The organism is Streptomyces sp. NPDC053673 (genome assembly GCF_055585225.1).
The window spans coordinates 115,797-137,670 of sequence record NZ_JBVJKN010000001.1; the positions used below are offsets into that span (position 1 = coordinate 115,797).

At 69.4% G+C, this 21,874-nt stretch carries 19 protein-coding genes; 6 read left to right on the top strand and 13 right to left on the bottom strand.

Features of this window, described 5'->3' with window-relative positions; genetic code table 11:
* Position 1: 1 nt before the first annotated feature.
* From ACZ6ZQ_RS00575 to ACZ6ZQ_RS00590, 4 genes are read right to left on the bottom strand one after another with little or no spacing between them, the layout of a single operon-like run.
* A complete protein-coding gene (locus ACZ6ZQ_RS00575) occupies positions 2-1,030 on the bottom strand; it encodes an AAA family ATPase (protein WP_469766343.1) in 1,029 nt (342 codons plus the stop codon).
* Entirely contained in the window at positions 1,027-3,204 is a 2,178-nt protein-coding gene (locus tag ACZ6ZQ_RS00580; protein ID WP_469766344.1) for a VMAP-C domain-containing protein, read from the bottom strand. The genes ACZ6ZQ_RS00575 and ACZ6ZQ_RS00580 overlap by 4 nt, the downstream gene beginning before the upstream one ends.
* Positions 3,205-3,207: 3 nt before the next feature.
* Positions 3,208-3,588 carry a CU044_2847 family protein gene (locus ACZ6ZQ_RS00585; protein ID WP_469766345.1) on the bottom strand — a complete coding sequence of 127 codons (381 nt, stop codon included), beginning with the start codon at positions 3,586-3,588 and terminating at the stop codon, positions 3,208-3,210.
* 58 nt (positions 3,589-3,646) lie between these two features.
* Positions 3,647-4,768, bottom strand: a complete 1,122-nt coding sequence (locus tag ACZ6ZQ_RS00590; RefSeq protein ID WP_469766346.1) for an ADP-ribosylglycohydrolase family protein — start codon at positions 4,766-4,768, stop codon at positions 3,647-3,649.
* A 112-nt stretch (positions 4,769-4,880) separates the two neighbouring features.
* On the opposite strand from ACZ6ZQ_RS00590, the gene ACZ6ZQ_RS00595 reads away from it, so the two are divergent.
* Together ACZ6ZQ_RS00595 and ACZ6ZQ_RS00600 are read left to right on the top strand one after the other, a co-directional pair.
* Positions 4,881-6,011, top strand: a complete 1,131-nt coding sequence (locus tag ACZ6ZQ_RS00595) for a glycerate kinase (protein WP_469766347.1) — start codon at positions 4,881-4,883, stop codon at positions 6,009-6,011.
* A gap of 438 nt (positions 6,012-6,449) precedes the next feature.
* The gene (locus ACZ6ZQ_RS00600) at positions 6,450-7,262 is read left to right on the top strand and encodes an SAM-dependent methyltransferase (protein WP_469766798.1); all 813 of its coding nucleotides are present in this window, start codon (positions 6,450-6,452) and stop codon (positions 7,260-7,262) included.
* A 99-nt stretch (positions 7,263-7,361) separates the two neighbouring features.
* Here ACZ6ZQ_RS00600 and ACZ6ZQ_RS00605 read toward each other — a convergent pair whose 3' ends face one another.
* Positions 7,362-8,264, bottom strand: coding sequence for a helix-turn-helix domain-containing protein (locus ACZ6ZQ_RS00605; protein WP_469766348.1), 903 nt, complete (start codon positions 8,262-8,264; stop codon positions 7,362-7,364).
* Between the two features lie 91 nt (positions 8,265-8,355).
* Complete coding sequence (locus ACZ6ZQ_RS00610) at positions 8,356-8,589, bottom strand: DUF397 domain-containing protein (RefSeq protein WP_453669017.1); 234 nt, start codon at positions 8,587-8,589, stop codon at positions 8,356-8,358.
* A 218-nt stretch (positions 8,590-8,807) separates the two neighbouring features.
* Here ACZ6ZQ_RS00610 and ACZ6ZQ_RS00615 point away from each other — a divergent pair, with 218 nt between their 5' ends.
* Positions 8,808-9,299, top strand: coding sequence for an ATP-binding protein (locus ACZ6ZQ_RS00615; RefSeq protein WP_469766349.1), 492 nt, complete (start codon positions 8,808-8,810; stop codon positions 9,297-9,299).
* Positions 9,300-9,379: 80 nt separating this feature from the next.
* Here ACZ6ZQ_RS00615 and ACZ6ZQ_RS00620 read toward each other — a convergent pair whose 3' ends face one another.
* A complete protein-coding gene (locus ACZ6ZQ_RS00620; protein WP_469766350.1) occupies positions 9,380-9,784 on the bottom strand; it encodes a hypothetical protein in 405 nt (134 codons plus the stop codon).
* Between the two features lie 934 nt (positions 9,785-10,718).
* Between ACZ6ZQ_RS00620 and ACZ6ZQ_RS00625 the strand changes: the two genes are divergently transcribed.
* From ACZ6ZQ_RS00625 to ACZ6ZQ_RS00635, 3 genes are all read left to right on the top strand, one after another.
* Positions 10,719-11,429 (top strand): ABC transporter ATP-binding protein, encoded by a 711-nt coding sequence (locus tag ACZ6ZQ_RS00625; RefSeq protein ID WP_469766351.1) that lies wholly within the window; start codon positions 10,719-10,721, stop codon positions 11,427-11,429.
* A gap of 20 nt (positions 11,430-11,449) precedes the next feature.
* Positions 11,450-13,657, top strand: coding sequence for an ABC transporter permease (locus tag ACZ6ZQ_RS00630; protein WP_469766352.1), 2,208 nt, complete (start codon positions 11,450-11,452; stop codon positions 13,655-13,657).
* Between the two features lie 267 nt (positions 13,658-13,924).
* A complete protein-coding gene (locus tag ACZ6ZQ_RS00635) occupies positions 13,925-15,379 on the top strand; it encodes a glycosyltransferase family 39 protein (RefSeq protein ID WP_469766353.1) in 1,455 nt (484 codons plus the stop codon).
* Positions 15,380-15,472: 93 nt separating this feature from the next.
* Here ACZ6ZQ_RS00635 and pssA read toward each other — a convergent pair whose 3' ends face one another.
* The 6 genes from pssA to ACZ6ZQ_RS00665 all read right to left on the bottom strand — a co-directional run bounded on the left by pssA (position 15,473) and on the right by ACZ6ZQ_RS00665 (position 21,863).
* Positions 15,473-16,330 (bottom strand): CDP-diacylglycerol--serine O-phosphatidyltransferase, encoded by an 858-nt coding sequence (gene pssA / locus ACZ6ZQ_RS00640; RefSeq protein ID WP_469766354.1) that lies wholly within the window; start codon positions 16,328-16,330, stop codon positions 15,473-15,475.
* On the bottom strand, positions 16,317-16,973 hold the full coding sequence (locus ACZ6ZQ_RS00645; protein WP_469766355.1) for a phosphatidylserine decarboxylase: 657 nt from the start codon (positions 16,971-16,973) through the stop codon (positions 16,317-16,319). Before ACZ6ZQ_RS00645 ends, pssA begins: the two co-directional genes overlap by 14 nt.
* Positions 16,974-17,143: 170 nt before the next feature.
* Positions 17,144-18,349: an acyl-CoA dehydrogenase family protein gene (locus ACZ6ZQ_RS00650; RefSeq protein WP_469766356.1), complete on the bottom strand. Its 1,206-nt coding sequence runs from the start codon at positions 18,347-18,349 to the stop codon at positions 17,144-17,146.
* A gap of 2 nt (positions 18,350-18,351) precedes the next feature.
* Positions 18,352-18,876 (bottom strand): MaoC family dehydratase, encoded by a 525-nt coding sequence (locus ACZ6ZQ_RS00655; RefSeq protein ID WP_450719417.1) that lies wholly within the window; start codon positions 18,874-18,876, stop codon positions 18,352-18,354.
* A 3-nt stretch (positions 18,877-18,879) separates the two neighbouring features.
* Complete coding sequence (locus ACZ6ZQ_RS00660) at positions 18,880-19,845, bottom strand: HpcH/HpaI aldolase/citrate lyase family protein (protein ID WP_469766357.1); 966 nt, start codon at positions 19,843-19,845, stop codon at positions 18,880-18,882.
* The gene (locus tag ACZ6ZQ_RS00665; protein WP_469766358.1) at positions 19,842-21,863 is read right to left on the bottom strand and encodes a protein meaA; all 2,022 of its coding nucleotides are present in this window, start codon (positions 21,861-21,863) and stop codon (positions 19,842-19,844) included. The genes ACZ6ZQ_RS00660 and ACZ6ZQ_RS00665 overlap by 4 nt, the downstream gene beginning before the upstream one ends.
* Positions 21,864-21,874 lie beyond the last annotated feature (11 nt).

The window sequence follows — 21,874 nt, forward strand, 5'->3', positions numbered from 1 at the left end:
GCTACACCGTCCCGCCGAGCCGGTGCAGTACGGCGTCCAGCAGCCCGTCCGCGTCCAGATCCACCCCGCCCTTGCGCAGGAACACGGCGTTCAGAAGCTGGTCGGTGGCCAGCTCACCGCGCCCGCGCCGGGCCAGGAAGGCGCGCAGCAGCTCGTCCGCCCCGTCCAGCCGGGTCCCGTCGCCCAGATGGGCCCGCACGATCTCCAGCAGCCGGTCCTCGTCCGGCTCGGGCAGATCGAGCCGGATACAGCGGCGCAGGAAGGCGGGCGGGAAGTCGCGCTCGCCGTTGCTGGTGATGACGACGACCGGGAACTCGGAGCAGCGCACCCGGCCGCGTACCACCTCGGTCCTGGACTGCGGATCGGCGGTCAGCACCTCGACGGACGACTGCTCCTCGGGCAGTCGCGCCAGCTCGGGAATCTCGAACTCGCCCTCCTCGAAGACGTTCAGCAGATCGTTCGGCAGGTCCACATCGCCCTTGTCGAGCTCGTCGACGAGGAGCATGCGCGGGCGGGTGCCGGGCACCAGCGCCGTGCCGAGCGGGCCGAGCCGCACATAGGAGCCGATGCCCAGCTCCTCGGCCGCCTCGCCCCGGTCGCGGCGCAGGTTCGCCTCGCGCAGCCGGCCGATCGCGTCGTAGCGGTAGAGCGCGTCCTGCAGGGTGGCCCGGCTGTTGATCTGCCAGCTCAGCACCCGGCCGAGCCGCAGTTCGTACGCGATCGCACGGGCCAGCGACGACTTGCCGGTTCCGGGACGGCCGGTCACCAGCAACGGGCGGCGCAGGTGCAGTGCCGCGTTGACCACGTCGGCCTCGGCGGGACCGATCAGATAGGGCAGCGGCCCGGACGTGCCAGGATCGCCCGCGTCACTGCCCCCGCCGTCACTGCCCGCGCCGTCACTGCCCGCGCCGTCACTGCCTGCGCCGTCGAAGCGGCGCCACGGCGGGGCCTCGGGGAACGCGACCGCACGGGCCTGTCCATCTCCGTGGAACAGCCGCCAGTCGGCCGCCTCGCCATGACGTTCCGTCATCGGATGTCCGCTCCTTCCGCGGGATCAAGCAGTTCGAGCCCGCCAGGCAGCGGGAGTTCGGTGTCCTCCCACACCAGCGCCGGTCGCGCGGTGCCCGGGTCCTGGGCGCCGTATCGCTCGGCCCTGAAGTGCCGGATGCGTTCGGGAAGCTGATGCAGCGGACCGGAGGGCGCGACCGCGTCGAGGCGGTGCGCGTGCTCGTGCCCCTCGGCCTCACGGTCCCACAGCACCACCGGTACGCCGACGGCGAGGCACAGCTGGACCAGCCGTTCCCGGTCCGCGCGCGGGCCGTGCACCACGACCTGGGCGGTGTCCCGGTGGCTGGTCTCCAGCATCGCGTACACCCGCTCCGGCGAGGTGCAGCTCTCGTCCACGACCAGCGGACCCGCGTGCCCGCTCTCCCAGCGTCGCCGCAGCTCGGCATCGCGTCGCGGCGCGCGGGCGCTCACCTCGGGGCAGCGCAGCGCGATCCGGTAGGTGACGCCGAGCGGCACCCCGGGAAGGAACTCCAGCGGGCTTCCCGCGTCCCACTCGTCGAAGGCCAGCTCCAGACCTTCCCGGCCGACGACGACATCGATCTGGTCGACCGGGGGGCCGCCGTCACCCGCCGCGCGCTCCGCGGACTCGCGGATCAGCCGGCCTATCTCCGGCGCGCTGCGCGGCCGGTCCGCCGCGGCGAGCCGGGCGGCCGCGCCGTCCTTGCGCACCTCCCAGACGTCGCAGCGGAAGTGGCCCTCGGGGTCGCCCGGTGCCATGCCGACCTCGACCACCAGCCGTACGACCGGCGAGGGCCGGTGGGCTGCCCAGGCCGCCGCGTCGCCACGCCGCTGGGAGAGCGCGGCCCGGTGCACCCCGAGACGCCCGGCGACCCGGTCGGACCAGTCGGCCAGCGCCCTGCGCGAGGGGGCGGGGGCGCACGCGGCCGCGTACTCGACCAGCTTGAGCAGCGCGGGTACCGGCGTGGTGCCGTCCGGCAGCGGGCCGCCGTCCCGGTACGCCTCCAACGCGCCCACCACCAGGCCGAGATCGTCACTGGACAGCCGGGACGCGCGCAGCGGCGCGGGCAGTGGCGTGTAGCGCAGGGCCTCCCGGGCGGCACGCGGCAGCAGCGTCGCGTCGGCCTCCACCACCGCCTGAAGTTCCGTGACGAGCAGGCGGTGTTCGTCCACCGAGAGCAGCCGCGCACCGGCCAGCTGCCCGGTGATCAGGAGCCGGTCCAGACTCTCGCGCCCCGGCCCGGTCCCGGCCGCGGGTGCGAGCGATTCACTGAGCGTGGCCAGTGCACGTTCCTCGACCGTCAGTACCGCCGCCAACTCCTCGACAGAGGGGGCGGATTCACCGGCGGGGGGCTCGTATCCCAGCGTGGTCGCGAGCGCACGCGCGTGCTGGGCCCGCCGCACGGGATCGCCCAGCAGCTGCCACAGCTCGGCGGTGAGCGGCGCGGTCGCCGGATCGTCCGGCGGCGCCGGACTGTGGACCGCGCACTCGGCGAGCACCTCCGCCGCCCCGGCCCGCTCCAGCTCGTCCCGTACGGTCTGCCAGGGCACCGCCCAGCTGCGGCGCACCGTGTCCTGGGCGCCGAGCGGGCGCTCGCGCTCCGGCAGTACATGGGCGACCACCAGACCGGCCACGGTGGCGTCGTCCAGGGACCAGAGCGGGCCGCCGCTGAAACCCGGACCGATCGCCGCGCCGGACAGCTCGCCGTCCAGATACCCGAAGCGGCCCTCCTGGAGCTTCACGTGGGTGTCCGCGAAGGTGATCGCCGCACCGCCGCCGTGCCAGGCTCGCAGCGTCTGGCCCTCGGCCATGTCGCGCCAGACCACCGGGCGCGGTCCGGGCGGCGCGGGCTCGGTCAGTTCGAGGACCGCGAGATCGCCCCGCCACACCAGCGCGGACGCGGCGGGCCCGGGCGGCACCCAGACCGACAGCCGGGCCGCCCGCCGGACGGGCCCGGCATCACCGTGGGACTCGGCGTGAAAGGCGATGAGCAGCTCGGCGCCCGTCGGAGGCCCGGTCTCGTACAGATCCCGCCCCAGCGCGTCATTGACGACATGCGCGCAGGTCAGCACCTTGCGCGCGGACAGCAGCGCCGCGCCGCCCGCAGCCTTCCGCCCGTCGGCGTACAGCACCGAGAGACGGGTGGCCGGGGCCGCCGGCCGTCTGAACCAGCCCATGTTTCAGTTCTGCCGCTCCCTGGGCTGCCAGGTGGCCGACACGGTCATCGTGGCCTTGCCGTTCGCCCCGACGATGCCCAGCTTGAGGTCCTGCCCGATCTCCACGCCGAACGCGACCGTGAGTTCGCTGGGCGGGTTCTCGGCGGACGCCACCGAGGCGTGGATCTCGTCCAGCAGCGGACCCATCGGTCTGAGAGCGGTGCGCAGTGCGTCTGCGGCACGCGTCGCGGCGCGCCCCTCTCCGCCACGCGCCACGGGCACCGCAGACCCGAAGCCCTCCGGAAGATCGTCGGGGCCGGCCGTGCGGCCGGACACGGTGAGGGGCTCACCGGTCCCGGACAGCTCCAGCCGCACCTGTGAACCGTCCGTCAGCGAAACTTCCATGTACTCGGGCACCTGGCCATTGTGCCGATCAAGTGCTGTGGTGGGAGACGGTTTCCAGTCAGGCTGCCGCCAATCGTGCCGTCCGGTTCGCCAGTTCCCCGATGCGCGCGCCGTCGAATCCGAACACGGCGCTGCGCACCCGGTCCTCCAGCGGCTGCGTCCACTGGGCCGGAATACCGGAGGCGCCGACCAGCACACCGGCAACCGAACCCGCCGTCGCGCCGTTGGAGTCGGTGTCCAGGCCGCCGCGGACGGTGAGGGCGATCGTGTCGGTGAAGTTCCCCGCGCCGTACAGCAGTCCGGCCGTGATGATCGCGGCGTTCGGGACCGTGTGGATCCAGCTGAGGCGCCCGGTCTCCCGGTCAAGCTCGGTGAGCGCGTCGGACCAGGTGAGGCCGGCGTCGTGCAGCGCGGTGGCGTGGCGGACGGTACGGGAGAGGCGGCTGCTCGCCGGGATGTGCTCCAGTGCCGTGTCGATCGCCTCACGCGCACCGGTGGCGGTGAACGCCGCGGCGATCATCGCCGCGGCCCACATCGCCCCGTACACCCCGTTGCCGGTGTGGGACAGCACCGCGTCCCGGCGGGCGAGGGAGGCCGCGCGGTACGGATCGCCCGGGCAGGTCCAGCCGAAGATGTCGGCGCGGATCAGGGCGCCGATCCACTCCTGGTGGGGATTGTCGTGGGTGGCGGTGAGCGGCGGCTTCAGTCCGGCCGTGAGGTTGCGGTAGGCGGCCCGTTCAGCCGTGAAGGTCTGCAGGTACGGCAGCCGCAGCAGCCACAGCTCGCCGACCTGCTCGGTGGTGAACGCGAAGCCGTGGGTCTCCAGCAGATGGAGCCCGAGGATCGCGTAGTCGACGTCGTCGTCGCGGCAGCTGCCGTGGATGCGGCCGCGGACGCATTGCCGCCACTCCGGGCGCAGCTCGAAATCGGCCGCGGCGCCCGGGGGCGGCTCGGGCAGATAGTCGGTGAGCGGAAGCGCGTCGGTGAGCCGCAGGTAGCGGTCGATGCGCTCGCGCGTCCAGTAGTCGCCGCGTTCGACGGGCTTCCCGAGCATGTTGCCGGCGATCCTGCCCAGCCAGCCGCCGAGGATCCGGTCGGCCGTCCGAGGGGCCGTGAACTCGGCGCGTGAAGGGCCGGGCGGCGCGGGCTGGTCGATCGGTCCCGTACGTTCCGTACTCATGACGCCCCACTATGGTACGAAATACCGTCTCATCAGGGGGTGGCACACCGTCTCGGGGTGCGGATAGGGTCGGGGCGGCGCGACTGCACGTTCGAAAGCAAGGGATAGCAAGGTGGCGGACGGAGCAGTTACTGCCGCGCGAGTGCTCGTGGCGGCGGACAAGTTCAAGGGCTCGCTCACGGCCGTACAGGTCGCGGAGCGGGTGACGGCGGGGCTGCGGCGGATCGTCCCCGGGCTTCCCGTGGAGACCCTGCCCGTCGCGGACGGCGGCGACGGCACGGTCGCGGCGGCCGTCGCAGCGGGCTTCGAGCGCCGTGAGGTACGGGTGACCGGGCCGCTCGGCGAGCCCGTGACCGCGGCGTACGCCCTGCGGGGCACCACCGCCGTGGTGGAGATGGCGGAGGCCTCCGGCCTCCAGCACCTCCCCGAAGGGGTCTTCGCGGCCCTCACCGCGACCACGTACGGCTCCGGTGAGCTGCTGCGCGCTGCGCTCGACGCGGGGGCGCGGACGATCGTCTTCGGTGTCGGCGGCAGCGCGACGACGGACGGCGGGGCCGGGATGCTGGCCGCGCTGGGAGCGCGCTTCCTGGACGCGGACGGCAAGCCGGTCGGCCCCGGCGGCGGCGCGCTGATCTCGCTGGCCGAAGCGGATCTTTCGGGCCTCGACCCGCGTTTCAGGGACGTCAGCCTGGTCCTCGCCAGCGACGTCGACAACCCGCTGACCGGCCCGAAGGGCGCGCCGGCCGTCTTCGGCCCGCAGAAGGGCGCCTCGCCGGACGACGTGGCCGCACTGGACGCGGCGCTCACCCACTACGCGTCGGTCCTCGGCCCCGAGCAGGCGCAGTCGCCGGGTGCCGGCGCGGCGGGCGGCATCGGCTACGGCGCGCTGGTTGCGCTCGGCGCGAGCTTCCGCCCCGGTATCGAGGTCATGCTCGACATCCTGGGCTTCGCGTCGGCCTTGGAGCGCGCGACCCTCGTGATCACGGGCGAGGGCTCCCTGGACGAGCAGACCCTCCACGGCAAGGCCCCGGCCGGCGTCGCCGCGGCGGCCCGTGCGCAGGGCATCGACGTCGTCGCGGTCTGCGGCCGGCTCGCCCTGTCCCCCGAGGCCCTCGGCAAGGCGGGCATCCGCCGCGCGTACTCCCTGCTGGAGCTGGAGCCGGACCCGGCGGTCTGCATGGCGCAGGCCGGCCCGCTGCTCGAGCGGGCGGCGGAGTCGATCGCGCGGGACTTCCTGGCCTAAGGGCTGTCCCGCAATACCCACCGGGCGCACGACGACAGCTACGGCCCCTCGCCGCGTTGTCGAATCGTCCCGATACATCCAGTATTGGGACGACCCTGCGCCTTGCGATGCGTCCCCTCGGCCCTCCGGGCCTGGTGAGACCCCATGCATCTGACGCCGCGCGCTGGTCCGCCGGGTATTGCGGGACAGCCCTTAGGGGCTGTCCGGCGGATCCTGCCGGACTCGCGGCACCGAAGCCCCCGGGATCGCCCGGGGGCTTTCGCGTGCCTCCGGGGCGCCCCGGGACCGCGGTGCCGCGTATGCGGGAATGCCGGAGTGTGGCTGAAAGAGGTCCCTGCCGATTTTCTTGCCGGCTGAACGACCTGTACCGCCTCCTCAGCTCTCCCTAGCATGTGCGTCTTGCAGGATCCGATTCCCACTGACGTGAATGAGGACTGGATGCAGCGCGAGTCGTGGCGCCCGGACGCCATCGACACCAAGGTGCCGAGCGTGGCGCGCATGTACGACTACTTCCTGGGGGGCGACGACAACTACCAGTCCGACCGCGACGCTTGCGAGGAGCTTCTCAAGCAGGTCCCCAGCACCAAGACGCTGGCCGTCAACAACCGCCGGTTCCTGCGGCGTGTGGTCCGGACGCTGGCTGCCGAGCACGGAGTGCGGCAGTTCATCGACCACGGCTCCGGGCTCCCGACCCAGGACAACGTCCACCAGGTCGCCCAGGCCGTCGACCCGGCCTCACGCGTGGTCTACGTCGACAACGACCCGATCGTGCTGGCGCACGGCCGCGCGCTGCTGGAGGAGAACGAACGCACCGCGGTCATCCAGGCCGACATGCGGGACACCGAAGGCATCTTCGGCCATGAGGAGACGACGCGGCTGATCGACTTCGACCAGCCGGTCGCGGCGCTGTTCGTGTCGGTGCTGCACTGCATCCCGGACGAGTCCGACCCCGCGGGACTGATCCGGCGAGTGGCCGAGCGCCTCGTGCCGGGCAGCTTCCTCGTGGTCTGTCAGCTCGTCAGCGACCGGCCCGAGATCCGCCGGTTCGTCACCGACTTCATGGCGGAGGCCACGGGCGGCAACTGGGGCCGGGTGCGCGAGGAACACGAAGTGACCGAGTACTTCGCGGGCCTGGAGATCCTGGAGCCGGGCCTGGTGGAGGTGTCGACCTGGCGGCCGGACACCGACCTCGCCCCCGTCCAGCAGACCGACGAATGGATCGAGTGGGGCGGCGCCGCCCGTCTCGTCTGACGGCGCTGTCTCGTCTGACGGCGCCGACACCTGTCGCCTTCCACGACGCGGCCCGGGCGGCATGCACGGGTGAGCATCCCGCCCGGGCCGCGGCGGTGTTCAGAGCCCGGTCAGGCGCTCCTGGATCAGGGCGCGTGACTCCTTGGGCGTGAGGGCACATGCCCCGAGCCGGTCCATCATGTCGCGGTACTGCTCGACGACCTGCGGCTTCTGACTGAACGTGCTGTCCGTCAGATGCTCGATGTAGACGGCGTCCTTGAGGTCGCTCAGCGCGAAGCGGAGATACGTCACGCCCGTGCCGACGCCGACCGATGCCGTCACGTCCAGGGGAGCGATCTGCAGCGTGACACGGGGTTGCTGCGTCATCGCGACGAGCTGCGCGAGCTGCCCGCGCATCACCTGCGGACCGCCGACCGTGCGCATCAGTACGGACTCGTCGATCACCGCCCACAGGCGCGGACCGTCCGGCTGCGCGAGCTGCCGCTGCCGCTCCTGACGGAGGGCGACCCGGCGCAGGACGTCATGCGTGTACAGGCGGGCGGGTCCGGACTGGATGACCGCGCGTGCGTAGGCGGGGGTCTGCAGCAGTCCCGGTACGTAGAAGGGCTCGTAGGTACGGATGGTCGAGGCCGCGCCTTCGAGGGCGACCAGCGGGGTGAAGAAGTCGGACAGGACGTCGCTGAAGGAGCGCCACCAGTCGGCCCGGCGGGACTGCTCCACCAGCCGCAGGAACTCCGCGACGCGGTCCTCGCCGTCCACCCCGTAGAGACTCAGCAGGGCAAGGGCATCGGCCGGCTTGCAGCCGTGGCGGCCCAGTTCGATACGGCTGGTCTTCGACCGCGAGAAGCCGAGTCTGACGTCGACGGCGGAGGGGTCGAGTCCGGCACTGATGCGCAGCTCGCGCAGCTTGCCGCCCAGAATCACCTTCAGGGCGGTGGGGTTGCCTTCGACCGCCCCCAGCTGCCCGACGAACAACGACGGGCTCGGTTCGACTGCAGCCATCGCTTGCTCCTGCGGATGATGAGAAGACGACGACACTATCCCGCACCCCCGGGCGTGAGCCATGGGGAAGCGGTCGGCCGTGCAACCGATTTCAGCCAATCATGGAGTCGAAATCGCCATCCCGGGCTCCCGCGACGAATGCCGCGACCTCGTCGCGCGTATAGACGAGCGCCGGACCGTGCGGATCGCGGGAGTTGCGCACGGCCACCCGGCCACCAGGCAGTGCGGCCAGCTCCACGCAGTTCCCGGTGGCGTTGCTGTGGCTGCTCTTGATCCAGGTCGCCGAGACCAGCGTGTCCGCCTGCATGCCGTTGGAGTACTCCATGCCCACGAGCCCCTCTTCGTGCGTACGTCGGTCCGCCTCGGATCCGGCCACTGCAATCTCAGATGCAATTGCATTGCCGAGCCGGACTCGACAATACTCGTTCCGCATCGACCGCCGCAGCGTCGAACACCGAAGCCTGCAGGGGGACATGACCAGTGACGATTTATACGTCAACCAGTTCGAGCACCAAGTCCTCGTACGTTGACTGGCGTTCTCCTGTGGAATTCGGCCCGAAACCGTCGTCCGACGGACCGTGTGCGCAGCGGCAGCAGGGTCTGGACGAGTACCTCGACCCTGGTGGCTTCGCCGCCTGCGGACTGGACGGCGGACTGCGAAATGCCCGTCAGGCGCGCCGGTTCGTCGGCATCACCCTGCACGGCTGGGCCATGGACGCGCTCGTTCCCGACATGGAACTGGTCGCGAGCGAACTGGTCACCAACGCCGTCCGGCACGCGCTCGCCGAACCGTCGGAGGAGTGGGCGGACTACCCCCTCTGGCTGGGCCTCTTCCGACAACCCGCGCACGTCGTCTGCACGGTCACGGACCCCAGCTCCGACCCGCCGCGGCCATGCGCACCTGAGGCCCTGGAACTCGGCGGCAGGGGACTCGCTCTGATCAGTGAACTGAGTGACAGCTGGTCCTGGTCCCTGACGCCGCCGTGCGGCAAGGCGGTATGGGCGAGCCTCGCCCTGCCGACGCGGGCGACCTGAGACAGCGTCAGCGAGTCGATGTCCGGGGGCGCGGATGCCCTGTGTGGCAGATGCCGGCATCTGCCACACAGGGCATGGGATCAGCGTCCGTCGCCGGGCCGGTCGTCCGGGCCGCACTTGTCCGGGGTCAGGTCAAAGTGCACGCAAGCGGTGACCTTCACGACGTAGTTGGACGTGGAGGAGTCGCTGTACGTGGTCTCTCCCTGGCCCTTCGTGTTCCAGAGGCGAAGGCCCTTGGTGTTCTTGCGGTCGAACTCCGAGTAGACGGAATTGCCGTCCGCCCTCTCGTCGCGCACGGCAACATTCTTGTTGCCGTTCGACTTCAGGCTGTAGGCGTAAGAGATGTGGATGTTCGGGTTGGTGTGGTGGTTGAGCCTGGACGTGACGTCCTCGCCGGCGTCGGCGTAGGCCGGCGCTGCGCCCGCAAGGGCGCCGACCATGGCAGCGGCCATCGCGGCCCTCTTGGCACTCCTGGAAATCTGCATGCTTTTCCCCTCTGACGCAGCAACTCACCAGCTGCGGTTGGCGGTCATCGCGATGAAACGGCCTTCAGGTGGCGCACCCACGGACAGGGCAGCGCGAGACAGGAAGCACCGAACGGCTTCCGCTGTAGAGACCCCCGTGGGAGCGAAGAAGAAGGCCTTCCTCGCGTCCAGAGCGAGATCTTATGTCAAAGCCAACGGCAGGCAAACGCACTTCCGTTGGGGCTCGCATCACCGCTTGGCGCTTCGCTCAGGACGTCCTTGTGGTCGCTCAACGCCGTTATGGCATGGGCAACTTGATGTCTCGTGTGCTGCACCCGGCAAGCAACAGCACTGCCTGAACGGAGAGTTGAAGCACGGCACGTACACACCTCCCCCTTGGTGTGACGTGCGTCATATGCCGTCGATGCTCGGCGCTCGGCTGAAGCGGGAGGCCGGAAGGGGCGGGACCCTGCAATGCGGGGCCTGGCCGGCCACGTCAATCCCTCTGTGGATTAGGAGGGGTGAGGCATTTTCGGAAGGCCGGCATTGCTGCCCGTCCGTCAAGCTGTTTCAGCGACGCTGGAATCGACGTGTCGCACGTCACAGGCGCGGACTCATGTACGCACTGTTCCGATCGCCTCAACTCTGCTTCAAATGTCGGGACCATAAGCATCCATCGGGATCCTTAGGTCGGTTTTGCCTTCGTGACGCAAAGTGAACGTGTCGAGGGCATACGCAGGTTGCTTCCTTTTGCCTGGTGATCGCCGTGGCCTAATGTCGGCACTTATCGCGAGGGCTGACCTCTCTCGCGCAACGTGGGGAAGATTCACGGGGGCGCTGTTTCATGCTCACCGGAAGAGCCCCTATCCGCGGGACGGGGGTGGTCGCCTCTGCCCCGCAGCGCCACCGCGACGTCGACGGTGAACGCGGCAACAGCTACCCGAGGGCACATCACGTGAGCAACTCCGACACCGGGCCCGCGCCCGACCCCGTACTGCACATTCAAGATCTGAACTACTCGGTCCGGAACCGGGCCCTGTTCAAGGGCCTGCAGCTCAGTGTCAGTGCCGGCGAGTCAGTGGCGATCACGGGTCCGAGCGGCTCGGGCAAGAGCACGCTGCTCTCGTCGATCCTCGGTCTGATCAAGCCGCACGGCGGAAGCATCCGGGTAACCGGTGCGGAAGTAACGAAGCTGCGGCGTGCGCAGATCGCCAAGCTGCGCAGCGAAACGATCGGCACAGTCTTCCAGTTCGGGGAGTTGCTGCCCGAACTCAGCCCGCTGGACAACGTCGCGCTGGCGGCGCTGTTGTCGCGTTCTGACCGCGCCGGCGGGTACCGCCAGGCACAGGAACTGCTGGATGAACTGCGCGTTCCGCGGGCCGATTCGACGGAGGAACTCTCCGGAGGCGAGCATCAGCGTACGGCTGTGGCCCGTGCGCTGATGAACTCGCCCGAGCTGATCCTGGCCGATGAGCCCACTGGCTCCCTCGACCCTGACGCCACTGCTCGCATCGCGGAACTGCTCTTCGATCTCCCTCGACGGCGCAGGTGCGGGCTGGTGCTGGTGACGCACGATGTCGAGGTTGCCGCGCGAGCGGACCGGGTGCTGCGTCTTGAGGCCGGTCTGCTGGTACCTGCCGGGGTGCGGGAGGCGGTGGAGGCGTGAGCGGGGCGAGACATGGCGGCTTGTCACTTCGCCTCCTGCGCATAGGGCGCGACGCGGGTCGACGCTCGGAGGCGGCCGGTACCAGGGCCGCGGCCCTGGCGCTGTCGGCGTTCGCTGTCGCACTGTGCCTGGGCCTGCTGGCGATGGTGCACGCCTCCTATGCCGGTAAGGAGCTGCGGCGTGACGCCAGGACTCCGGTTGGGCAGACGGATCAATCGCAGGCCAGCCGGGCCACGTTGTGGCTGGTCGGCTCGGACGCGCTGACAGGGCAGCGGAGTTTCAGCGTGGTATTCATCGCGCCGCATACGCCGGATGCCCCACTCCCTCCCGGGGTGGATCGCTGGCCAGGGTCGGGTGAGGCCGTTCTGTCCCCCGGTCTGCTGAAAGCCGGCGCCGGGGAGGGAATCGCCGGCCGTTACGGAAAGCTCTCGGGCACCATCGGGCAGGAGGGGCTGGACGACCCTGGAGAGTGGCTCGCCTACGTCCGGCCCGCCAAGGGCATGAAGGCCGAGGCGCCGATCGAGGCCGTGGTCGGTTTCGGGCCGAAGGCAGGCACGCCGGCTGAAGGCTTGCAGCCCGGAACGGGGCGCGACAACGACAAGCCCGAGTGGATGTTCCAGGGCCTCGTCATCGGCCTGCTGCTCGTACCGAGTCTCGTGCTCCTCTTCACCGCACTCCGTGCCGGGGCACATGGCCGTGACCGCAGAGGCGCCCTGGTCGACGCCCTGGGAGGACTGAGGCGCGACCGCGCCCTGATCGTCGTGGGCGAGGCGATGCGACCGGTGACGTCGGGGGCCCTCGCGTCGATTCCGTTCTTCGCCGTGGCCGCGTTCGTCGACATCCGGATCCCGTACGTCGGCTACGTGCTGTCATCCGCCGACGTGCGTCAGCACGGCTGGCCGGTACTGCTGACGCCCGTGGCCGTCATCGTGACGGCACTGGCCCTGGCCGTCATCAGCGATCAGCTGTCCAGCCGGGCCAAGGGGACCCGACCCGCCAACGCGAGCAGGTCACGCCGGCAGCGGTACCTCGCCATTCTGTGTGCGCCGGCGATCCTGTTCGCCAGCCGCGGTCCGGAACTCGCCGGCGACAGTACGCAGTACCGGGCATGGATCAGCTGGATCGGCCTCGCCCTCGTCGTACTCACCCTGCCGGCCGGGGTGGCAGTCGTCGTCGCCAAGCTCGGGGGAAGCCTGGAGCGGACCGGGCGACAGCGGGGGTGGGCCGGTGCGCTGATCGCTGGCCGCCGCATCAGCCACTATCCGGCGGCTACGGCCCGCCTGGTCACCGGTGTGACGGTTGCGCTGATCGTCTTCATGCAGGCCCTCGCCTGGCAGGCGATGTTCGGGACCTACCACGCCAAGATCGAGGAGATCCTCAGCGCTGTCGACAGGAACGTGGCCGAAATCGGCCCCAGGGGGACGGTCTCCACCGGGGACGCCGTCGCCTATCTCAACCTCATCCCCGAGGGCAATGTGCCTGTCGTCCTCGCGCCTCCCCGTACCGCCGGCGATGGCCCCATCACGGTCAGCGGAGGATGTGATGCTCTTGAGAGCCTTCGGCTGCCGTGTTCACCCACACCGGCCCGCCTCGATGTCGCTGTCGATCGCCGCTTGCAGCAGCTGCTCCGCTGGAACACGGAGGGCGGCACCTATCTGAAGGTGGTCCGAGCCGACCACGCTGAACTGGCCAAGCAAACCGCGCAGAGCACCAACACTCTGGCGGTGGTGAGCGCCGATGGCGGCGTCCCTGCCGTCGCGGCTCTCAAGGAAGCCTCCTACCGGGCTTATCCCCGCGGGGCCCAGGTCCGCTTTCCCGGGGAGGAGTGGCTGGCGGACGGCATTCCGGACCGGGATCAGGGCCGGTGGATTCGGCTCTTCGGTGTGCTGGGGATGGGAATCCTCGTGCTCGCCATCGGCCTCAGTGGCAAAGCCGAGTTCCTGCGCCAGGGCCGGGCACTGGCGCCGCTGACCGTGTTGACCGACGGATACCGCGTCTTTCGCAGCAGCGCAGCCTGGGCGATCGTCGCGCCGCTCGCGCTCGCCGCACTGGCGGGTTGCGTCGTCGCTGCCTGGACCGCACGACCGGTCGCCCGGCCAGGAATGACCTACTTCGTCCCCACGGGCCTCATGGCAACCGCCGTCACCGTGGTGCTCGCCGTGTCGGTCGTGATGGGGCTGTGGGCCGCTCGGATCGCAGGGCAACAGGCACGCAACTGGAGGGCCTAGGCCCTGTCCGGGCGATCTTCGAGGAGCAGGCCGCGGCGTCAGATGCGGGTTGTAGCGAAACGAACCGATCGCCCTTCATCCAGCCCGATGTGAGCGTCTCCCGCATGCGTCGGCGATCCGGCTGATCCTCACTCCTGCCGGCCATGGCGCTCTCCCCGCACGCGGCCATCCGCCGAATCGGGCGTCTCATCGGACGCCCGAGGCCGACTTCGCCCGGCTTCGCCCGACTTCGCCCGGCTTCGACACCCCAAGGACCTGAACGACTCCATGAGCTGCCACATAACCATCCTCCGGCGCCGCCTGCCCGTCTGGCTGATACCGCTGCTGTGGACCCTCGTTCTGGGCCTGTGGGGGCTTTCCCGGCAGCACAGCGTGTGGCGGGACGAAGCCGCAACCTGGCAGGTGGCCCGGCGGTCCGTCGCCGACATCTGGCACATGCTGGGGGAGGTCGATGCCGTGCACGGCCTCTACTACCTGCTCATGCACGGGCTCTTCGAATGCTTCGGGCCCAGCACCACGACCCTGCGCCTGCCCTCCGTGCTGGCCATGGCGGTGGCGGCGGTGTGTGTGACGGTCATCGGCCACCGGCTGGCCGGTGTCCGGGCGGGCCTGGGAGGAGGGCTGGCGTTCGGGCTGCTTCCGGCCGTGCAGTTCTACCTCCAGGAGGGACGCCCGTACGCACTGGTCGTGGCAGGAGCCGGCGTCTCCACACTGCTGCTGGTCACCGTGCTGCGGGGACGCGACCGGAAAGCGCACTGGGCGGCGTACGGCGGCACGGTCCTGCTGTGCGCGCTGCTCAACTGGCTGTCACTGCTGATACTGCCCGCGCACTTGGCGACCCTGGCCTGGACGAAGGCCGGGCGCGGGACATGGATCCGCTGGTCGGCGGCCGCAGCGGCTGCCGTGGCAGCCGCCCTGCCGTTGATCCTGTTCACCCGGACCCAGTCCCAGCAAGTGTCCTGGATCCCGCCGCTGACCTGGCACATGCTGATCGGCCCGGCGATCCTGCTGGCCATCGGCACTCTCGGGGCCCTGCTGGACCGGCCGCGGGCAGGCCGACTGTCGCTGGCAGCCGTCGCTCTGCCATTGCTGGCCGTGCCGCAGATCGGCCTGATCGGCCTCTCCTTGGCCAAGCCGCTCTTCCTGGACCGCTACGTCCTGTTCAGCATGCTGGGCCTGGCCCTGCTGATCGGCGCAGCACTCGGTGCGGTGGCACGGAAGATCAAGCCGCGGTTCCCGCGAGTGTCACGATGGCTGGTCCCGGCCGTGGTAGCCGTGGCGGTGATCGCACTGTTGCCGCAATCGCTGGCCAAACGGTCCCCGGCCAGCCGCGTGGACGACGTCCTGGCGGTGGCGGCGGACGTGCGACGGCTCAAGGAGGACGGCGACGCGGTTGTCTTCATTCCGGCGGCCCGGCGCGATACCGCGCTGGTTTCCCCCGCCGCATTCTCCGGTCTGCGGGACATCGCGCTGGCGGAGAGTCCTGTGGCGTCCGGGACGCTGAAGGGTGAGGAGGCGAGTCCGGAGCGCATACGGACCGCGATGCTGGCACAGCGGCGGATCATGCTGATCACCGATATGCCTGAGGTGGCCCGGCCGGTGTCGGCGACAAGGGACAAGGAGAAGACCGCCGTCCTGAAGAGGTGCTTCACAGTGGTGGCGGACGAGCAGGTCCGCGGGCGGCGGGTGACGGTGTACGAGCGGCTCCCATCAGCCCCGTAGGGCATCGAGGGGTGCTGCTGCAGGAAAGCCCGAGGGGCCCGGACCGATTCGCGATTCGGTCCGGGCCCCTCGGGCAAAACGTACAAGCGCGAGCTACGGCGCCTGCGTCATCCGCGCCTCGCGGCGGTTGTCACGGAAGTTGTTCACCCGTCGCGCCGTGGCGAACAGCGGGATCACCGCGCCGAGCACGAGCTGCAGCGCGCAACCCGTCTGAAGCAGCAGCTGCCCACCCGGGGCATCAAAGGCCCAAGCCGCCAGCAGCCCTATGCTCAGCACGATCCACGACAGCATCGCGACGGCCAGCCGTCCCCGCGGCTTCGGGTACTCGACCCGGCTCACCATCAGCCACGCGGTACCGACGACCGCCAGCAGTGTCGCCTCGAACGGCAGCTCGAGCAGCACGATCGAGACGACCGTGAGCGCACCGAAGGGCGAGGGCATGCCCTGGAACGTGCCGTCCTTCACGGTGACGCACGAGAAGCGGGCAAGCCGCAGCACCACCGCCAACAGCACAACGATCGCGGCCACCGCCGCGACCCGCTCATGCGCGTCCCTCGCGACCATGCCGTAGACGAGCACGAAGTACGCGGGCGCCAGACCGAAGCTGATCAGATCGGAGAGATTGTCCAGTTCCGCACCCATCGGCGACGACCGCAGCTTGCGGGCGACGAGGCCGTCGAACAGGTCGAAGACAGCCGCGCACAACATCAGGATCACGGCCGTGGCCGCGCTGTTGCGGGCCATGCCCGACTCGTCACCCGTGAGGTGCGGGATGAGGATCCCGGTGGTGGTGAAGTACACCGCCATGAAGCCACACGTCGCGTTACCGAGAGTGAGGGTGTCCGCTATCGACAGCCGCAGAGAGAGGGGCATCTCCTCCGCTTCGTCCCCGGACCCGGACTCGGCCTCGGCGGCCCAGCCGGCCTGTGTCTCGGGATCAATCACGGTCAATGCGAGTCACCCCCGCGGTCGTGGCCTGGCCGACCTCGACGGCGACCTCGACACCGGCCGGAAGGTAGATGTCGACCCGGGAGCCGAAGCGGATCAGGCCGATGCGCTCGCCCTGCTCGACCTTGGTGCCCTGCGGGATGTAGGGAACGATGCGGCGCGCCACGGCGCCGGCGATCTGGACCATCTCGATGTCACCGAGCTCGGTGTCGAAGTGCCAGACGACGCGCTCGTTGTTCTCGCTTTCCTTGTTGAACGCCGGAACGAAACCGCCGGGCACATGCTCGACGGACGTCACCGTGCCCGCGAGCGGGGCGCGGTTGACGTGGACATTCAGCGGGCTCATGAAGATGGCGACGCGGGTGCGCCCGTCCTTCCACGGCATGATGCTCTGCACCACACCGTCGGCCGGGGAGATGACCCGGCCGTGGGCGATCTCGCGCTCGGGGTCGCGGAAGAACCACAGCATGCCCGCCGCGAGCGCGGTGGTGGGCACGGCGATGGCCGCGGCACGCCTCGACCGGCGAGAGCGCGCAAGACTGAGCGCTGCGGTCGCGACGGTCGGGAGAAGCCACGGCGATGCTCCGCGCGCGAGGCGTACGCCGGCGAGGCTGTCGCGATGTGCAGAGGTTTGGCTGTGGGGCATGGATGACCTTCGTAGCGGATGATGCCGCGCTGGCAACAGGGGGACGGCGGCTTTCCGGCGATGCTATCGGTTGCGGGCCGCAACTGGGCAAGCCAGAGGCCGAGTCGACGGCCGGAAGACGATAACAGGGTGTGATCTTCTTCGCGGCCGTACCGACTCAAAAGTGATAATCAGCCCTGGAACCGGTATTCCTCAAGGAGTCGACGGCCAATGATCATTTTCTGGATCTCGGCGGTACCTTCGCCGATCAGCAGCATCGGAGCCTCACGGTAGAGGCGCTCGATCTCGTACTCCTTGGAGAAGCCGTAGCCGCCATGGATCCGGAAGGCGTCCTCGACGACTTCCTTGCAGTACTCGGAGGCGAGGTACTTCGCCATCCCTGCCTCCAGGTCGTTTCGTTCCCCGGAGTCCTTTTTGCGTGCCGCGTTGACCATCATGGCATGAGCGGCCTCGACCTTGGTAGCCATCTCGGCCAGCTTGAACTGGATCGCCTGGTGCTGGGCGATCGGCTTTCCGAAAGTGTGACGCTGCTGGGCATAGGAGACACCCAGCTCGAAGGCACGCTGGGCGACACCGCAGCCACGCGCCGCCACATTGACGCGGCCGACCTCCACGCCGTCCATCATTTGGTAAAACCCTCGGCCGGTGGTGCCGCCGAGGACCCGATTGGCCGGAATGCGCAGTCCGTCCATGATGAGCTCGGTGGTGTCGACCCCCTTGTAGCCCATCTTGTCGATCTTCCCGGGGATGGTGAGGCCGGGGCGGACCTCTCCGAATCCGGGCTCCTTCTCGATCAGGAAGGTCGTCATGGACTTGTGCGGGGCGGTGCCCTCAGGGTGTCCTTCGTCACTTCGCACCAGAACGGCGACCAGAGTCGAGGTGCCGCCGTTCGTCAGCCACATCTTCTGGCCGTTCAGGACGTACTCGTCGCCGTCCTTCACCGCCTTCGACGTGATCGCCCCCACGTCCGAGCCGAGCCCCGGCTCGGACATCGAGAACGCGCCGCGCACCTCGCCGGCCGCCATCCGGGGCAGGAAGTACTCCTTCTGCTCCTGGGTGCCGTGCTGCTTCAGCATGTACGCCACGATGAAGTGCGTGTTGATGATGCCCGAGACGGACATCCAGCCGCGGGCGATCTCCTCGACGCACAGCGCGTACGTGAGCAGGGACTCGCCCAGGCCCCCGTACTCCTCCGGAATCATCAGGCCGAAGAGCCCGAGCTCCTTGAGGCCGTCGACGATCTGCTGCGGGTACTCGTCGCGGTGCTCCAGCTCGGTCGCGACCGGGATGATCTCCTTGTCGACGAAATCCCGGACGGTGGCCAGGATCTCCTGCTGGATGTCGGTCAGACCGGCGGTCTGGGCGAGTCGTGCCATGACTACTTCTCCGCCTTCTTCGAGGGCTCGATCAGCTCCGGGCGGCCGGGCTGCTCGCCGCCGCGCTCCTTGATGTACGTCTCGGTGGGGACCATCACCTTGCGGCGGAACACGCAGACGAGCGTGCCGTCCTGCTTGTAGCCCTTGGTCTCGACGTAGACGATCCCGCGGTCGTTCTTCGACTTCGAGGGGGTCTTGTCGAGGACGGTCGTCTCGCCGTAGATCGTGTCGCCGTGGAAGGTCGGCGCCACGTGCCGCAGCGACTCGATCTCCAGGTTGGCGATGGCCTTGCCGGAGACGTCCGGCACGGACATGCCGAGCAGCAGCGAGTAGATGTAGTTGCCCACGACGACGTTCTTGCCGAAGTCCGTCGTCTTCTCCGCATAGTTGGTGTCCATGTGGAGGGGGTGGTGGTTCATCGTCAGGAGACAGAAGAGGTGGTCGTCGTACTCGGTGACCGTCTTCCCGGGCCAGTGCTTGTAGACAGCGCCGACCTCGAACTCCTCGTAGGTGCGTCCGAACTGCATCGCTTACGCCTCCGGGGCTTCGAACTTGGAGGTACGGGTCATGCCGGCCGCGCGGCCCTTGCCGGAGATGACCAGCGCCATCTTGCGGCTCGCCTCGTCGATCATCTCGTCGCCGAGCATCGCCGAGCCCTTCTTGCCGCCGGCCTCGGACGTGTAGTACTCGTACGCGTCCAGGATCAGCTCGGCGTGGTCGAAGTCCTCCTGGGACGGCGAGAAGATCTCGTTGGCCGCGGCGACCTGGTCCGGGTGCAGCACCCACTTGCCGTCGAAGCCGAGGGCGGCGGCCCGCTGGGCGACGGCGCGGTAGCCCTCCTGGTTGCGGATCTGCAGGTAGGGGCCGTCGATCGCCTGGAGGTTGTGCGTACGGGCCGCCATCAGGATGCGCATCAGGATGTAGTGGTACGCGTCCGCCGGGTAGCCGGGCGGCTGCTCGCCCACGACCAGCGACTTCATGTTGATGGACGCCATGAAGTCGGCCGGGCCGAAGATGATCGTCTCGACGCGCGGGGAGGCGGCCGCGATCGCGTCGACGTTCACCAGACCCTTGGCGTTCTCGATCTGCGCCTCGATACCGATCTTGCCGACCTCGAAGCCCATCGTCTGCTCGATCTGGGTCAGCAGGAGGTCCAGCGCCACGACCTGCTCGGCGTCCTGGACCTTCGGCAGCATGATGCAGTCGAGGTTCTGGCCCGCGCCCTCGACGACCGTCACCACGTCCCGGTACGTCCAGTGGGTCGTCCAGTCGTTGACCCGCACGACACGCGTCTTGCCCGTCCAGTCGCCCTCGTTGAGGAACTTGACGATGGTGTGCCGGGCCTCGGGCTTGGCCAGCGGCGCGCACGCGTCCTCCAGGTCCAGGAAGACCTGGTCGGCCGGCAGCCCCTGGGCCTTCTCCAGGAAGCGCGGGTTCGAACCGGGCACCGCGAGGCAGGAGCGGCGCGGGCGCAGCCGGTTGACGGACGTAGTCATGCGGGGACCTCCAGAGGGTCGAGCTTGTTCGCTTTCCGGATCTCGTCGACGATACGTCCGATGATCTCCGTGATACCGAAGTCCTTCGGTGTGAAGACGGCGGCGACACCCGCACGCTTCAGTTCGGCGGCGTCGGCGTTCGGGATGATCCCGCCGACGATGACCGGAATGTCGCCGGCACCCGCCTCGCGGAGCCGGTCGAGGACATCCGGTACCAGCTCGGCGTGCGAGCCGGAAAGGATCGACAGGCCCACACAGTGCACGTCCTCCGCGAGTGCGGCGTTGACGATCTGCTCGGGCGTGAGCCGGATGCCCTGGTAGACCACCTCGAAGCCGGCGTCGCGCGCGCGGACCGCGATCTGCTCGGCGCCGTTGGAGTGCCCGTCCAGGCCCGGCTTGCCGACGAGCAGCCGCAGCCGGCCGGAGGCCAGCTCGTCGGCGGTACGGGCCACCTTCTCCCGGACGAGAGCCAGCGGGGTGCCCTCCTCGGCGGTCACGGCGACCGGCGCCGACGAGACCCCGGTCGGGGCGCGGAACTCGCCGAAGACGTCCCGCAGCGCCCACGACCACTCGCCTGTGGTGACACCCGCGCGGGCGCACTCGACGGTGGCGGCCATCAGATTGCCGTCGCCGGCGGCCGTGGCCTTCAGCGCGGCCAGGGCGTCCTGGGCGCGGCTCTCGTCGCGGTTGTCGCGCCACTCGTGGAGCTTTGCGACGACCCGCGCCTCGTTCGCCGGGTCCACCGTCATGATCGCGGTGTCGAGGTCCGCGGTGAGCGGGTTCTCCTCGGTGGTCTCGAAGATGTTGACGCCGACGATCTTCTCGTCGCCGGCCTCGATCCTGGCCCGCCGCTCGGCGTGCGAGGACACCAGTTGCGACTTCAGGTAGCCGGACTCGACGGCCGCCATCGCGCCGCCCATCTCCTGGATCCGGGCGATCTCGGCGAGGCACTCCTCGACCAGGGCGTCCACCTTGGCCTCGATGACGTGCGAGCCCGCGAAGATGTCCTCGTACTCCAGCAGATCGCTCTCGTGCGCGAGGACCTGCTGGATACGGAGGGACCACTGCTGGTCCCAGGGCCGGGGCAGGCCCAGGGCCTCGTTCCACGCCGGCAGCTGGACGGCGCGGGCGCGCGCGTCCTTGGACAGCGTCACGGCGAGCATCTCCAGGACGATGCGCTGGACGTTGTTCTCCGGCTGGGCCTCGGTCAGTCCGAGCGAGTTGACCTGGACGCCGTAGCGGAAGCGGCGTTGCTTCTCGTTCTCGATGCCGTACCGCTCGCGCGTCACCTTGTCCCAGATACGGCCGAAGGCGCGCATCTTGCACATCTCCTCGATGAAGCGGACGCCCGCGTTCACGAAGAAGGAGATACGGGCGACGACATCGCCGAACTTCTCCTGCGGCACCTGCCCGGAGTCGCGTACGGCGTCGAGCACGGCTATCGCCGTGGACATCGCGTACGCGATCTCCTGGACGGGTGTGGCCCCGGCCTCCTGCAGGTGGTAGCTGCAGATGTTGATCGGGTTCCACTTGGGGATGTTCGCGACCGTGTAGGTGATCATGTCGGTCGTCAGGCGCAGCGACGGTCCCGGCGGGAAGACGTGCGTCCCGCGCGACAGGTACTCCTTGACGATGTCGTTCTGCGTCGTCCCCTGGAGCTTGGTGATGTCGGCGCCTTGTTCCTCCGCGACCACCTGGTAGAGCGCCAGCAGCCACATGGCGGTGGCGTTGATGGTCATCGAGGTGTTCATCTGCTCCAGGGGGATGTCCTGGAACAGCCGGCGCATGTCACCGAGGTGCGAGACCGGGACCCCCACCCGGCCGACCTCGCCGCGGGCGAGGATGTGGTCGGGGTCGTAGCCGGTCTGCGTCGGCAGGTCGAACGCCACCGACAGGCCGGTCTGGCCCTTGGCGAGGTTGCGCCGGTACAGCTCGTTGGACGCCTCGGCCGTGGAGTGACCGGCGTACGTGCGCATGAGCCACGGCCGGTCCTTCTGGACCTTCTGACGCTCTGTCATCTAACGGACCT

Excerpts from the sequence above, each read along its gene's own strand:
- ACZ6ZQ_RS00575 (WP_469766343.1), bottom strand. The coding sequence starts at position 1,030 with ATGACGGAACGTCATGGCGAGGCGGCCGACTGGCGGCTGTTCCACGGA.
- ACZ6ZQ_RS00580 (WP_469766344.1), bottom strand. The coding sequence starts at position 3,204 with ATGGGCTGGTTCAGACGGCCGGCGGCCCCGGCCACCCGTCTCTCGGTG.
- ACZ6ZQ_RS00585 (WP_469766345.1), bottom strand. The coding sequence starts at position 3,588 with ATGGAAGTTTCGCTGACGGACGGTTCACAGGTGCGGCTGGAGCTGTCC.
- ACZ6ZQ_RS00590 (WP_469766346.1), bottom strand. The coding sequence starts at position 4,768 with ATGAGTACGGAACGTACGGGACCGATCGACCAGCCCGCGCCGCCCGGC.
- ACZ6ZQ_RS00600 (WP_469766798.1), top strand. The coding sequence starts at position 6,450 with ATGCAGCGCGAGTCGTGGCGCCCGGACGCCATCGACACCAAGGTGCCG.
- ACZ6ZQ_RS00605 (WP_469766348.1), bottom strand. The coding sequence starts at position 8,264 with ATGGCTGCAGTCGAACCGAGCCCGTCGTTGTTCGTCGGGCAGCTGGGG.
- ACZ6ZQ_RS00610 (WP_453669017.1), bottom strand. The coding sequence starts at position 8,589 with ATGGAGTACTCCAACGGCATGCAGGCGGACACGCTGGTCTCGGCGACC.
- ACZ6ZQ_RS00620 (WP_469766350.1), bottom strand. The coding sequence starts at position 9,784 with ATGCAGATTTCCAGGAGTGCCAAGAGGGCCGCGATGGCCGCTGCCATG.
- ACZ6ZQ_RS00635 (WP_469766353.1), top strand. The coding sequence starts at position 13,925 with ATGAGCTGCCACATAACCATCCTCCGGCGCCGCCTGCCCGTCTGGCTG.
- ACZ6ZQ_RS00645 (WP_469766355.1), bottom strand. The coding sequence starts at position 16,973 with ATGCCCCACAGCCAAACCTCTGCACATCGCGACAGCCTCGCCGGCGTA.
- ACZ6ZQ_RS00650 (WP_469766356.1), bottom strand. The coding sequence starts at position 18,349 with ATGGCACGACTCGCCCAGACCGCCGGTCTGACCGACATCCAGCAGGAG.
- ACZ6ZQ_RS00655 (WP_450719417.1), bottom strand. The coding sequence starts at position 18,876 with ATGCAGTTCGGACGCACCTACGAGGAGTTCGAGGTCGGCGCTGTCTAC.
- ACZ6ZQ_RS00660 (WP_469766357.1), bottom strand. The coding sequence starts at position 19,845 with ATGACTACGTCCGTCAACCGGCTGCGCCCGCGCCGCTCCTGCCTCGCG.
- ACZ6ZQ_RS00665 (WP_469766358.1), bottom strand. The coding sequence starts at position 21,863 with ATGACAGAGCGTCAGAAGGTCCAGAAGGACCGGCCGTGGCTCATGCGC.